Origin of the sequence: Vibrio sp. 10N.261.54.A5, from assembly GCF_041471145.1 — a bacterium.
GTDB classification, from domain to species: domain Bacteria; phylum Pseudomonadota; class Gammaproteobacteria; order Enterobacterales; family Vibrionaceae; genus Vibrio; species Vibrio crassostreae_C.
In genome coordinates, this window is record NZ_JBFRNU010000057.1 from 13,624 (window position 1) to 26,751 (window position 13,128).

Annotated in this window: 13 protein-coding genes; 8 read left to right on the plus strand and 5 right to left on the minus strand. The window is 42.8% G+C overall.

All coding sequences use genetic code 11. The features are described from left to right. Nucleotides 1-139: 139 nt before the first annotated feature. Nucleotides 140-2,704 carry an ATP-binding protein gene (locus AB4329_RS17530; protein ID WP_372138947.1) on the plus strand — a complete coding sequence of 855 codons (2,565 nt, stop codon included), beginning with the start codon at nucleotides 140-142 and terminating at the stop codon, nucleotides 2,702-2,704. 31 nt (nucleotides 2,705-2,735) lie between these two features. Here AB4329_RS17530 and AB4329_RS17535 read toward each other — a convergent pair whose 3' ends face one another. From AB4329_RS17535 to AB4329_RS17545, 3 genes are all read right to left on the minus strand, one after another. Further along, nucleotides 2,736-2,972, minus strand: coding sequence for a hypothetical protein (locus tag AB4329_RS17535; protein WP_017061772.1), 237 nt, complete (start codon nucleotides 2,970-2,972; stop codon nucleotides 2,736-2,738). Between the two features lie 166 nt (nucleotides 2,973-3,138). Then, a complete protein-coding gene (locus AB4329_RS17540; protein ID WP_017064850.1) occupies nucleotides 3,139-3,765 on the minus strand; it encodes a D-Ala-D-Ala carboxypeptidase family metallohydrolase in 627 nt (208 codons plus the stop codon). Nucleotides 3,766-3,961: 196 nt separating this feature from the next. Next, on the minus strand, nucleotides 3,962-4,276 hold the full coding sequence (locus AB4329_RS17545) for a DUF496 family protein (RefSeq protein WP_004742367.1): 315 nt from the start codon (nucleotides 4,274-4,276) through the stop codon (nucleotides 3,962-3,964). Between the two features lie 195 nt (nucleotides 4,277-4,471). Here AB4329_RS17545 and AB4329_RS17550 point away from each other — a divergent pair, with 195 nt between their 5' ends. The 5 genes from AB4329_RS17550 to luxQ all read left to right on the plus strand — a co-directional run bounded on the left by AB4329_RS17550 (nucleotide 4,472) and on the right by luxQ (nucleotide 9,676). Continuing rightward, nucleotides 4,472-4,672, plus strand: a complete 201-nt coding sequence (locus AB4329_RS17550) for a hypothetical protein (RefSeq protein ID WP_017068647.1) — start codon at nucleotides 4,472-4,474, stop codon at nucleotides 4,670-4,672. A 56-nt stretch (nucleotides 4,673-4,728) separates the two neighbouring features. Then, complete coding sequence (locus AB4329_RS17555) at nucleotides 4,729-5,385, plus strand: YceH family protein (protein ID WP_017061769.1); 657 nt, start codon at nucleotides 4,729-4,731, stop codon at nucleotides 5,383-5,385. Continuing rightward, nucleotides 5,386-5,700 carry a GIY-YIG nuclease family protein gene (locus AB4329_RS17560; protein WP_017061768.1) on the plus strand — a complete coding sequence of 105 codons (315 nt, stop codon included), beginning with the start codon at nucleotides 5,386-5,388 and terminating at the stop codon, nucleotides 5,698-5,700. 308 nt (nucleotides 5,701-6,008) lie between these two features. After that, complete coding sequence (locus AB4329_RS17565; protein ID WP_029235787.1) at nucleotides 6,009-7,103, plus strand: autoinducer 2-binding periplasmic protein LuxP; 1,095 nt, start codon at nucleotides 6,009-6,011, stop codon at nucleotides 7,101-7,103. Continuing rightward, nucleotides 7,103-9,676: a quorum-sensing autoinducer 2 sensor kinase/phosphatase LuxQ gene (gene luxQ, locus AB4329_RS17570; protein ID WP_137001353.1), complete on the plus strand. Its 2,574-nt coding sequence runs from the start codon at nucleotides 7,103-7,105 to the stop codon at nucleotides 9,674-9,676. The genes AB4329_RS17565 and luxQ overlap by 1 nt, the downstream gene beginning before the upstream one ends. A 59-nt stretch (nucleotides 9,677-9,735) precedes the next feature. On the opposite strand, the gene AB4329_RS17575 is transcribed toward luxQ, so the two are convergent. After that, the gene (locus AB4329_RS17575) at nucleotides 9,736-10,395 is read right to left on the minus strand and encodes a PilZ domain-containing protein (protein WP_017066093.1); all 660 of its coding nucleotides are present in this window, start codon (nucleotides 10,393-10,395) and stop codon (nucleotides 9,736-9,738) included. A 194-nt stretch (nucleotides 10,396-10,589) separates the two neighbouring features. Here AB4329_RS17575 and AB4329_RS17580 point away from each other — a divergent pair, with 194 nt between their 5' ends. Beyond that, complete coding sequence (locus AB4329_RS17580) at nucleotides 10,590-10,940, plus strand: HopJ type III effector protein (protein WP_017061764.1); 351 nt, start codon at nucleotides 10,590-10,592, stop codon at nucleotides 10,938-10,940. A gap of 134 nt (nucleotides 10,941-11,074) precedes the next feature. On the opposite strand, the gene AB4329_RS17585 is transcribed toward AB4329_RS17580, so the two are convergent. Then, nucleotides 11,075-11,383 carry a DUF1289 domain-containing protein gene (locus tag AB4329_RS17585; RefSeq protein ID WP_080582242.1) on the minus strand — a complete coding sequence of 103 codons (309 nt, stop codon included), beginning with the start codon at nucleotides 11,381-11,383 and terminating at the stop codon, nucleotides 11,075-11,077. A gap of 160 nt (nucleotides 11,384-11,543) precedes the next feature. On the opposite strand from AB4329_RS17585, the gene yegD reads away from it, so the two are divergent. Further along, nucleotides 11,544-12,896: a molecular chaperone gene (yegD, locus tag AB4329_RS17590; protein ID WP_017064846.1), complete on the plus strand. Its 1,353-nt coding sequence runs from the start codon at nucleotides 11,544-11,546 to the stop codon at nucleotides 12,894-12,896. Nucleotides 12,897-13,128: the final 232 nt, after the last annotated feature.

Below are 13,128 nucleotides of genomic sequence, written 5' to 3' on the forward strand. Positions count from 1 at the left end.
TGATCAATAACCCCCTGTTAATGTCCTATTCTTAATTTGGGCTAGGTAAATTACTTTCGGGAAGGGAGTCGTTATAAAAATGATAAATATGTCAATTAGATGGCGTCTTATTTTTCTTTCCACGGTTTCTGTACTCATTATGTTCGGGTTTACAGTGAATGAAGTGCTTAAGAACGATGAGAAGATGAATCACCTTGAAACAACGCGTATTAAGGTCGAAGCGCTTCAATTTTTTAATACGGTTTCAAGTGATGCTTATCGATGGTTGGTGCTGTCTAATGATTCCCCTGAGAAAGGTCAGTTGCTTTTAACACTGCAATCAGAACTGGATAGACTGACTCAGTATGGAATGCGACTTCAACGGTTCGACAGCAATTGGAGTATTGACCCTCAGTTAGCTGAATTGAAAAAGTTGTTGATGATCCTAGCTAGTACACCTGAAACGACAGACAGCAGAAAATTGACAGAGCGCGCTTTCGACTTGTTAAAAGACGTGCTGATGGAGCTGTCCGAATATCGCATGGCTTTAGTCGATGCCAATATTGGTCAAGCGGAAGCGATGTTTATCAATCTTACGCATTATGTGTTTTGGACTCAGAGAGAAGCGTGGTTAAGCTTCAGTTTGTATCGCTCGCCCGAGCTAAGAAATCAATATTTATTGAGCTATGTAGGTGCGCTAGAGAGGCAGCAACAGTTGCTTGATACATTTTTCCGCTCTGATACTCGTTCACCTGAAATTAGGCAACTGCTAAACGCGGTCGCCAAAGATGATTTTCAAGACAAATTTATATCTCGAATCCTCAAAGGGGACTTTTCATCACCCGAAATATATCAACACTTGAAAAGCTTAGAGGTTAAAAAACGGGCTATTTCAAACGCGATTGGCGCTTACACCAATCAAATACAGTTTGAACTGACCAAGAATATCGCGTTGCAGAAAAGGCAAACCTTGGTCATGACGTTGCTTATACTCATCGCTTCTGGTGTTTTGATGTGGCTTGGGGTTGCGACATCTCTGCGCTTAAACAGAAACCTGTCGATTATCTTGAAAGGTGTGTCGGAATGCGCTGATAGCTACGGCCAGCCAAAGGTGATTCGTATCCAAGGGAACGATGAGCTTGCCGAGTTCACTGAAACCCTAAATCGAGTGATGGAACGCAACTATCTGCACAACAAAGAGTTGATAACAGCAAAAGAAGACGCGATTTCGGCTAACAAAGCCAAAAGCGCATTCTTAGCAAATATGTCACATGAAATACGCACGCCACTTAACGGGATCATTGGCATGGCTGAGATCTTATCTCAAAGCCAACTGAGCCCAAATCAACAAGAAGTACTGGGGGATATCGAATCGTCCTCTCACTCTTTACTGGTGCTGCTGAATGACATACTCGACCTGTCTAAAATCGAGTCGGGTAACTTGATGTTGTCACCACACAATGCTGATTTGCGAGAAGCGGTTTATGACTCTGTGAGTGTGATTCAGTCGAAAGCGATAAGTAAGGATATTGAGCTCGACATCAATATCGATTATCAAACGCCGTCACAACTGTTTTTCGATGAGTACCGCGTGAGACAGGTGCTGACCAATCTGCTTTCTAATGCCATCAAATTTACGTCTAAGGGCACAATTACAACTGACATTGCTTATACACCTATGTCTATGGGCAGGGGCAAGCTTGAATGCAGCGTGTCTGATACCGGGATTGGGATTGAGCCCGAGAAGTTAGAGTCCATATTTGAACCTTTCACTCAAGAAGATGGCAGCATTACCCGTCAATTTGGCGGTACGGGGTTAGGGCTTGCGATTTGTCGACAGCTTGTTGATCTGATGGGTGGTTACATTACCGCGCGTTCAGTGAAAGGAGAGGGCTCTACATTCACTTTTTGTTTGTATGTCGATGTTGTAGAAGCGCCTGTTCAAACTTTCGATAACCTGAGCCGAGCGACCATCATCTCGAACTCTTTCAATTACCTCGATCAGCTCGTTAAAGAGTGTGAGCGTTTGAATGTTCGAGCCAATGTGGTGTCATCCATTGCTGCCCTTAGTGAAAGTGTAAAAGAAAGTGACTTCATACTTTATTGTCATACCTTGCACCACTCTATGGAAAAAGATCTTGCGACGTTGAAGGTGATATATCCTCTTGCTCGCGTCATCGTTTGTCAGCATCACCTATTTAAAACCAACCTAATCAGAGAAACGGTCCACTCGACTCATACCTTGCCATTCTTGGGCCGACGTTTCTTAACCAGCTTACAATCTCTCGATGTGGGCGAAGAGCAAACGCCTCAAGTGGAAGCAAAAGATGAAGAAGTTCGCTCTCTGAATCGACGCATTTTGATCGTTGAAGACAATCTGATGAATCAAAAAATAGCGAGCTTCTTCCTTGAGCAAGCGGGTTATGAATATTTGATTGCCAGTAATGGCCAAGAAGCGGTGGATGTCATCACCCAGGGTGCTCAGTTTGATGCAGTCTTAATGGACTGCATGATGCCTGTTATGGATGGCATAACGGCGACTCGTGCGATACGTCAGTGGGAAGCCGATCAACAAGTCACACCATTACCCATCATAGCTTTAACCGCCAGTGTTCTAGAAGAAGACATCAAAGATTGTTTTGAAGCCGGTATGAACGCCTACTTACCTAAACCCTATAAATCTCACCAGCTGTACGATCTTTTCAGTAGCCTTGATATTGTCTAGGGCTCCCGTATCAAGGCTAGCGCGGCGCTACTTAACGAACTTCCAATCCAAGGTTGTATTGTGCAAGGCAACGACCGACATAGCTGATGTTCAGCAAGGCTGCGACTAAGATCGTGCTGATGTGGGCGACGATTTGAATTGGCAGTGAGAAGTGATCGGCCATTGGATAAGCAACAATAATACTGAGAAGCATAAGCAAGGTTGTGATAGCTAGACTGAAGTTTGAAACAGAAAGCAGAGTTTGAAAGCGTTGAGTCATCGTCTTCATATTGAATTCCTAATTGCTATTAATAATTATGATACTTGTTATTAATATCAATTAGCGTTCCAGTTTTAATTTACATTTAAAATCATAATCTTATGTAATTTCGCTTGTTTTTAGAGTCTAAGTGACACGTGCGAATTGCAGGTCTTTATGACTCGATCGTGTTTCTTTACCATTGTCTAAACCCACAAGTATCGATGTGGAATCGAACACCTGAATATAAACCAAGCCCAACATTATTTTTTTGCCCGAATTCCGAATGAATATTTTTAAGTTTCACGTGTAGATCTTCGCGAGTAATGTCATTTGCAGGCACTAGGTCTAAGGCACAAAACTCTAAGTGCTTACTTCGCAGTGCACCACCAGCTTGTTGATTGTAGATATCGGTTCGCTCTCCAGATACTGGTATAACAACACCGATTTCAGGCTCAATATATTGTTGTATGTACTTCAGGGTATTGATCATGTTTGGCACATGTTTCTTATTTGGGAGGGTAAACAAGGTTGTATTACTCATTGCCCAATCCGTCCCTTGCAATAGAACGAGATGCAGAGGCATGCTCTGAGTAACGCCATTGTCCTTGAGTTGTTGTCCGATTGCTCTCACTTGGTCTTGAGCGTGATTGAGGAGCATCCAACCTCGAAATGCTGATCGGGTCGGAACCTTGTAGCCATGAACATCGACCACGAGATCGTCATAAGTGATTTCGGTTTCTTCGGTATAAAGTTTCTCAAATTTTTCAGGGTAAGGTTGTGTCGTTGATAACGCCAAGGTTATCAGAATACTTCCGTACATAAAGTCTCTCCATCGCTAGTGTACACTCGTTATTTAGTTTGATACTGCTGTTGAGTTTCATTCATTTTGCTTAGGTACGCTTAAGCCTAGACGGTTAGGTTTAGATGCTTAAGTATAGACGCTGGAGTTTAGGTAAAAAAACCCACTACTAAGAGTGGGTTACTAACATTGTTACAAGTAAATTAGCGAGGTTAGATTACTTCTTACCTTGGATTTGCTTGTCTTCTTCTGTCAGTTCACGAATGCGACGGCTGATGTCACGGCGAGCTTTAGAAATCTCAGCGCTCTTGATGATGTGGTCATCAACACGGTCTTCGTAGTCAGCTTTCATATTTTTGATAATGCCTAGGATCTCGTCGTGGGTCATCTCTGGCTTGATGTAATCAAGTAGGTTATCAAGAAGGTCGACACGCTTACGGTTGTCACGAACTTTCTTTTCGTTGTCTAAAAGTTCACGCTTAAGTTTGTTCTTACGTCGTGCTTGGTTAACAATTTCAAATACGCTGCTCATAGATTCCTTTTCCTATTCGTCAAATACGTTGTCTGCTTCTGATTAAAGCACATCAATTGATGATGTAACAGTCTTTAGATCAAAGCAAAAGTAAGGTTGTTTAATTATTCGTCACTCTCGCTGATGTGTGATTGTTTTTATCTTACCGTTCAAGTTAATATCCCATGTAGATACTGCATTGATACGAAATGTGAAATGAATCAACAACAATTGGAAAACGAAGAATTGGACGACAATGTCACTGAATCTTCAGCAGAACAAAACAAGCTTCGTGATGCGTATGTACAAGAGCGTACTTATTTGGAAGTCGTGGAAATAGAGCTAAACCGTTCTAAGATCATAATGATTGATGAACAGGGCAGAAAGAAACGAGTACCAATTTTGTCTGAACACTAGTTACTGCATTGTTAGGTGTTGAGATGGAATTATCAAAATAATAAAAAGGAAAAACGATGAACACAGTACTTTCCCCAATTGAAGCGAGAATTATCGGTTGTTTGATCGAGAAAGAAGTCACTACTCCCGATCATTACCCACTGACACTGAACAGTTTAACCACGGCATGCAATCAAAAGAGTAACCGTGAACCTGTTCTCTCTCTTTCTGAGTCAGATGTTTTAGATGCAGTTGATGGTTTAATCGGACGTCGCATGGTGAGTGATGAGAGCAGCTTCAATAGCCGTGTTAATAAGTATCAGCATCGTTTCTGCAACACTGAGTTCGGCGATCTGCAATTTACAGAGCAAGAGCGTGCAATCATCTGCTGTATGTTACTGCGCGGTGCGCAAACACCCGGTGAACTTCGTACTCGAACGGGTCGCCTTGCAAACTTTAGTGATGTGAAAGAAGTAGAAGCAACATTAGACAAACTCGCTGCAAGAGAAGCAGGTGCCTTGGTTGTGAAGCTGCCACGCGAAGCGGGTAAACGTGAATCACGCTACCAGCATTTGTTGAGCGGTGAAGTGGACGTTGAAGCGTTTGCGATGGCATCAGTAAGCGCGGCTGCCCCCTCTGCAACGAGTGAAAAGTTTGAAGAGCTTGAGTCTGAAGTTGCAAGCCTACGAGCAGAAGTGGCAGAGCTTAAGGCTCTGGTTGAATCACTGCTTTAAATGTCAGATGCTGATAAAAATGCGGATTGGGTCGTGTACTTGATCCGCAATCGTCACAATGCCCTTTATTGTGGCGTGACGAACAATCTAGAACGTCGATTTGAACAACATCAAACCGGTAAAGGCGCCAAAGCTTTAAAAGGTAAAGGCCCACTTAAGCTAGTTTGGAGCTTTGGTGTTGGCTCAAAAAGTGAGGCGTTGAAAACCGAATACGCGATCAAGCAGTTGCCCAAATCCCGCAAAGAAAAACTGGTATCACTCAAACTGATTATTGAGTGGCAAAAAGACAAAATTCAATATATCGAAGTCTCATAATTCATAGCTAAAATGTTTGTTATTGATTAAATCTTAATAGTGTAAGGAGCTATATCGGCTCTAGCTAAGCTTATGAATTTAAATGGTAATTACTCTTACCGTGAATGGGCTGAAATCATAATTTAACTCGTTGTTCTTAATCTCCATTCCAAATTAACATATTGCTCATTTAGAATGTCGTTCTAATTAGTGTTAGACGCTATCATTTATCATCGTTGTCCTACATAATATCCATTAGCCATACAAAGAGATGGTGTCATGCTAGGTTAAAAAATGAGCCAAAGTAGCTCATATAAAACGAGAAAAATATGAAACGTTTACTGATGTTGTTTGGACTTGCCGTATTTTCTGCGTCCGCTCTTTCCCATGGTACTCATGTCCTCAATAGGTACTGGGAATACCAAGATTATCTTTCCACTTTTCCAGAACAAAGAGCATTGACCGATAAAATGGTCGAGGCTGTACAAAATCACCCTGTGCCACTGAGAAGAATCCAAGACGAACCAATTACGATTTCCGTGGTGTATCCGGGCCAACAGATCTCGGATTACTGGGTTCGTAATATTCAAGCTTTTGAGAAGCGTCTCGATAGGCTGAAGATCCGCTACCAAATAAATCAAGTATTTACCCGTATTAATGCCGATCTCGCGCAGCAGAGTATTTCGTTGCAAGAAGCGATTGAAAACAAGACGGATTATTTGATTTTCACGCTAGATACCACGCGCCACCGCAAGTTTATCGAGCACGTGTTGACCTCTACAGACACCAAACTGATTCTTCAAAATATCACGACGCCAGTGCGAGCTTGGGCAGATAGACAGCCATTTATGTATGTGGGTTTTGACCATGCGACAGGCAGCTTAAAACTGGCGGACTATTTTAAACAAGTAAGTCCGCCAGACAGTAAGTATTCTGTTTTGTATTACTCACAAGGCTATATCAGTGATGCGCGTGGAGATACTTTTATCCATGAAGTGAATACGGTTACCAACTTTACCCTTAAGTCTTCGTTTTACACAAAATCAAACAAAGACAGTGGCTACCAAGCGGCTAAAATCAGCATAGAGAACGATAAGGATCTAGACTTTATCTATGCATGTTCAACGGATGTCGCTCTCGGTGCAATGGAAGCGATTCGTGAATCGGGCCAAGACATCTTAGTGAATGGTTGGGGAGGCGGCTCTGCTGAACTTGAAGCCATTGCAAGGGGCGACCTAGATGTTACTGTCATGCGTATGAACGACGATACAGGCATTGCAATGGCAGAGGCGATCAAGTGGGATCTAGCCGGTTTGGAAGTGCCTACCGTTTACTCTGGTGAATTTGAAATTGTCACCAAGGAAGATTCCCCAGAACGTATTTCAGAACTTAAACAGCGAGCATTTAGGTACTCAGGTCACTAATGAAGAAAAGTTACGCCAGTACACCTAGAAACACTTTAGCTAGACTCATTACGCGTATCGTTATTTTGGTGATAGGCGTGATGGCACTTGGCGTGCTTATTCATAATTATGAAACCAGCAGTAATATCGTACAGCAAGAGACGAATCGAACGGTACAGCAAACCTCAAGCCTGATCCAAAACATGTTTGATTATCGTTTGTCGGTGCTGCAAATCCATCAAGACAGTAGCTCACACAGTGAAACTCTCAGAGAGTACTTTGATACGGGTAATGACGAGACTCTGAGCTACTTTTTCTTTGGTGTTGACCAACGTGAACCGGATCATGCACCAGATTTACGCTTTGTCTCAACCCACGATGGTTTGGCTTGGGAAGACGGCAACAGTCAATTTTATGGTTTGGATGAGTCCAACTTAAAGCATATTTCTGATGAGGTTTCGTTCAGCAGTAATTGGCATTTTATTAAACTGAGGACAGATATAGGTAAGCGTCACTTGTTGGCTCGCCGTACCCCTATTGTTGATAACGCTACTGGGGAAGTCCTTGGTCAACTCTATATCGCCATTGTGCTTGACAACAACTTCTCTTTGGCTGAGTCAATCCAACAGGGCAGTAATAGCGAAAATATCGTGATTGAAGCGCACGGTACACCGGTGACATCGACATTCAGTGGTGATGAAAGCTACACCATTACTGACATCCTCAATTACCAAATGTACGAACAGTTGCCGCGTCATTTCGTTACCATCGCAACCATTAAGATTAATGCTGTTGAAACTCCTTTAATCATTCGAGCTGTTCAAAAAAATAATAATTTCATTGCGTTAGAAGAGAATTATCAGCGTGCGATCATCGTGGTGATTGTGGTGATCATATTGATGTCTTTTTTTGCTCGAACTTGGATTCAAAAGAGAGTCTCAGCCGAGCTTGATAAGCTAATGGACTTTACTCGTTCGGCAAGTGCTAGCGAAAAGTACAACAAGTTCGATGGCTCTAACATTTTCGAATTTCATCATATTGGTTGTACTCTTGAAGACACCTTTGAGCGCTTATCTGAACAGAATCAAAAATTCCAAGATCTCTTTAACTTTGCTCATTCGCCTATCTTAGTTTGGTCTGAAAAAGGCGATTTGATTCAGATGAACCCCGCCGCTCGCATGGCGTTGTTCGATGCTGATGACAATTATGGTCCAATTGCCCAAGAGTTTGAGCAGCGAATGCTGCCTAATATTCAAATGGTGGTTCAGGGTTCTAAACTGACGGGTATTAACGTACCCATTGGTGAAAAGGTGTTTCGTTGGAACATGTCTGCTATTCGCGTGGAACACGGCATCACAGGAGTGGTGGTACAAGGGCAAGATATTACTAAGCTAATCGAGGCGGAAAGACAGGCTGATCGAGCAAGAGAAGAAGCTGAGCATCTTGCGAATGTGCGAGCAGACTTCTTAGCTAAGATGAGTCATGAGATTCGCACGCCGCTCAACGGTATTCTCGGTGTGTCTCAGCTGCTCAAGCGCTCTATGCACAATGAAGATAATCGCGAGCAGGTGGATGTACTGTGTAATAGTGCGGAACATTTACTGGCGGTACTTAACGATATCTTGGACTTCTCAAAGATTGAGCAAGGGCAGTTTAATATTCAAAAGAAAGACTTCCGTTTAGGGGAGTTAGTTAATACCTTAGACAGCATCTATCGACCGCTGTGTGAAGATAAATCCGTCGAATTTACCATTGTGAATCACTTGGTTGATGACATTGAAATCAATACCGACCAAGTACGCCTCAATCAGATCATGTTTAATCTGTTGAGTAATGCTTTTAAATTCACTCATCAAGGCGGTATCTCCGTCAGCTTTGAGCTCGAGAGTATCTTTAACTCCGATCACGCCAGCTTGATCGTTCGAGTGAAAGATTCTGGCATTGGTATTGATGAAAGCAAAATTGATGCTGTTTTTGAACCCTTTGTTCAAGCCGAAGAGACCACCACTCGTGAATATGGTGGCACTGGTTTAGGACTTACAATTGTAAAAAATCTGGTCGATATGCTGGAAGGGGACATTCAAGTCCGCAGCGTGATAGGTCAAGGCTCAGAGTTCACGATAGAAATTCCTGTAGTCGTACACGCCAAGCCGCTATTAGTCGATGCTAAGCAACAAGCTGAGGTTGAGCCAGAGGCGTTGTTTAGTCGACCTTTGAATGTGTTGCTGGTGGAAGACAATCACACCAACGCCTTTATTGCTCAGGCTTTCTGTAAGAAATATGGCATGGTCGTCACCTGGGTAAAAGATGGCTTAGAAGCGATTGAGATGGCTAAGACGATTACCTATGACTTGATCTTGATGGATAACCAACTCCCTAATCTCGGTGGTGTTGAAACCACTCAGCAGCTAAGAGGTGAGATTGGTGTGTCAGCCCCTATTTATGCGTGTACCGCTGATGCTCAAGAGTCAACTAGAGACAGCTTTATGGCCGCAGGGGCGAATTACGTGATTGTAAAGCCGATTAAAGAAGAGTCGCTCCACCAAGCGTTTGTTCATTTCAAAAACTCATACTGGAATGACACAGAGCACTAGGCTTTAACTTAGTGCTCTTTAATGGAGTCTGTTGAAGAGAAGTAACTAATTTTCTGCCTTTATATCGAGCCAGCGACAAAGGCTTGTTCCAATAGCAGCGTTTTCAACTCATCACTCATATCTAGGTGTTCAGGGAATTGGATACCTAGCAGCCAGCCTTGTCTTTGCCTTTTCTTACTTACCACCTTGTAGACAAGATCGTCATCTAAGTACTCATTTAAGTCAGAATTAACTTTTATCTTCCAGCCGACATCAATATCTGATTGCTGGGTAAGATAGATACCGCACCCTGACGCTGAAAAGTCGACTAGTGTGGCATCCAGCGACAAGGTATCAAAAGTGACTTCACAGCTGAGACGTACTTTATACCTTTCGTGTTCACGAATAGGCTTGGTTGCAAAGTTTGAGGGTGGGCGAAGGAAGATTAGATGTGCTGGAGAGGTGATATGAGCCAGTACATTGGTTTTGAACGCGACAATGTGCCCAAGTTCGGTGTCGGTAATCGCACGAACAATAATATCAACGTTTGTGAGCTTTCTCAGCGTCAGTGCTTCTGTCGCTTTTTGCGTAAGCTCTAGGATGAGGTACTGATCTTCTTTGTGTCCGATATAAAGTGTACTGATCTGGATTGAGTCGTCTGGGCCAAATTCCAATACACCTGCTGTTTTTGTACCTGGCTTTAGGTATCTGAACAGTTCTAAGTTTTTATCTTTATGCATATTCGTTACTGAACAATGTTAATCGTTTGATAAAATAATATAACGCCCTGATAAAACTATGTCATTAGTTTCATTGAAGTAAATAGCAGCGTACAACAAAAAAGTGAATCGCTATCTCAAGTAAACAACGGCTTACTCTTGTCGTAAAACAAGATACACTGCTGACAGATATATACTTGATGGAGAAATAGTAAATGGAACTGGAAACCTTATTGAATACTCTGGCTGAAACCCCAGAGGCCGTGCAATTTGAAGATACAATGCAAGTGATCGAAGCTCACTATGATTTTTCTGAGCGCGAATTTCGCAATGGTGAGGTAGTGAACGCTGCAGGGCAGAATAATGGTTCGTGCAAGATTTTTGCTTTTGGTTTAGAGCAAGGCCTATCAGCAGAGCAAACACTTGCTTGTTTTGGTCAATTTTATCGTAACGACGTGCTAGGTTTTCCTGAGAACAGCGACCATCAAAATATTCGTAACTTTATGGTTCATGGCTGGAATGGTATCCAGTTTTCTCAGCCTGCGCTGGTTGCAAAAGTGAAGTAGACACTAACCAGGTAACGATTAGGTCGAAATTTAATCTCAGTATTTTGAAGCGAGAAAACAACCTCTCGCTTTTTTTGTCTATGTTGAACTGGCTAGTAACTTGCTATCCAGTAACTTACTAAATGGGCTCTAAACTACTGAACGGGCAGGGCAGACAAGCACTTACGACACATACAAACTCCAGCCTTTGGAATATCGCTAGTATCTCGTTTTTCTAACTCAAAACACCAACACGTCTCTTTGCCCGCACTGATATCGCATTGAGCTGGCTCATTACACTGTGGACATTGGTGAGTCGAACTCGCGCCACTAAGATTATCCATAACCGACGTTTGCTCTTCTTCAGATAAGCCTTTCCAACCTATAATTTCATCCATTGTTCGAAAGCAGCCACTACACATTCCGCCATTATTTTTACAAGCCGCTCGGCAAGGTGTTTTCATTTCTCTAACCTGTGATTCATTTGGGCTGAAATGTAGCATATTTGTTTCTTCTTGAAGAGCCGTTAAGCTAAGAAATTACTCAGTTAAATTTAGAAATGACCTCGTAATTTTTAGGCTTTTCATGTAACATCTCGCCCCTTTTGTTGAGTGGGGGGATATTATGTTTATTGGATTTGATTATGGAACAGCGAACTGTTCTGTCGCGGCGATGGTTAATGGAGAGCCAAGCCTGTTACCGCTAGAAGGTAACAACCACTATATTCCCTCAACCGTGTTTGCGCCTACTCGTGAGAGTGTTTCTGAACATCTATTCCGCCACTTGAATATCAAGCCGAGTGATGCGATCGGTGAGCAAGTACTACGACGTGCGATTGCGCTGAACAGAGAAGAGAGTATCGACTTAGTGCCAGAAGACATGGCATTTGGTCAGGCTGCGTTGGACTTATATTTAGAAGACCCTCGCGATGTTTATTATGTTAAGTCCCCTAAATCTTTCCTTGGCGCGAGTGGACTGCATGATGTGCAGGTGAGCTTTTTCGAAGATTTAGTGTGCGCCATGATGGCAAATATCAAGAATCAAGCCGAACTCACGACTCAAGAGCAGATCAAGCAAGCTGTTATCGGCCGACCAATTAACTTCCACGGTCGAGGTGGTGAAGAGGCGAACAGACAAGCTGAAGACATACTGTCTCGCGCAGCTAAGCGTGCCGGTTTCCTTGATATCGCTTTTCAATTTGAGCCCGTAGCCGCAGGCCTTGATTACGAAAGCACATTAACTGAAAACCAAACAGTATTGGTTGTTGATATTGGCGGGGGTACCACCGATTGCTCATTATTAGAAATGGGACCAACGTGGTCTGGTAAAGCGGATCGTACCCAGAGCTTGTTGGCACACAGTGGACAAAGGGTAGGGGGGAATGACCTCGATATCTATCTTGCATTCAAACAACTGATGTCACCTTTTGGTATGGGCAGCAAAGGCATTTCGGGTATTGATATGCCACTGACTCAATTCTGGAACCCAATTGCGATTAATAATGTTGAAGCTCAAAAGAACTTCTATTCAAGAGAAAACCTAGCGGCATTAAAATTACTTCGTAAAGAAGCGTCAGAGCCTCAAAAGCTAGAACGTTTGATGAAGGTTTATCACGACACTTTGGGTTACGGTATTGTGCGTAGAGCGGAAGAGGCCAAGATTGCGCTGGCAGAATCCCCTCAATATCGTGCTGCGATTAATGTTGCCTCTGAACTGGTCGAGGTAGATATCTCAGTCGAACAGATGGTTGAAGCGATTGAAACACCAAAGTCTAAGATGATTGAGTTGGTTAAAGAAGCGATTCAACAAGGCCAGAAAAAGCCAGACGTAATCTACATGACGGGTGGTTCCGCTCGTTCACCGATACTTCGTGAAGCCGTACAACAAGCTGTGCCGAATGTACCGATTGTGAGTGGTAATTACTTCGGTTCAGTAACTGCAGGTTTAGCTCGTTGGGCTGAGGTTTGCTTCAAATAAGAGTTCAATGATGAGTTATGAAGGGCAACCAGTCGCTGATTGGTTGCCCTTTTTTTGTTTTTCTCTAATGAACTTTCTATTGAACGATTTTTCCTAGCTCATATTGGGATTTGTTTCACAAAGCTAAATATTTCAGCTGAGCTCTACGTGTTACAAAATGTTTCAAAGGCAAAGGCGAGCCTCTCGATGGTCTGATGAGTTACCTTGGGTTTAGATTTTTAATGCTTTTTTA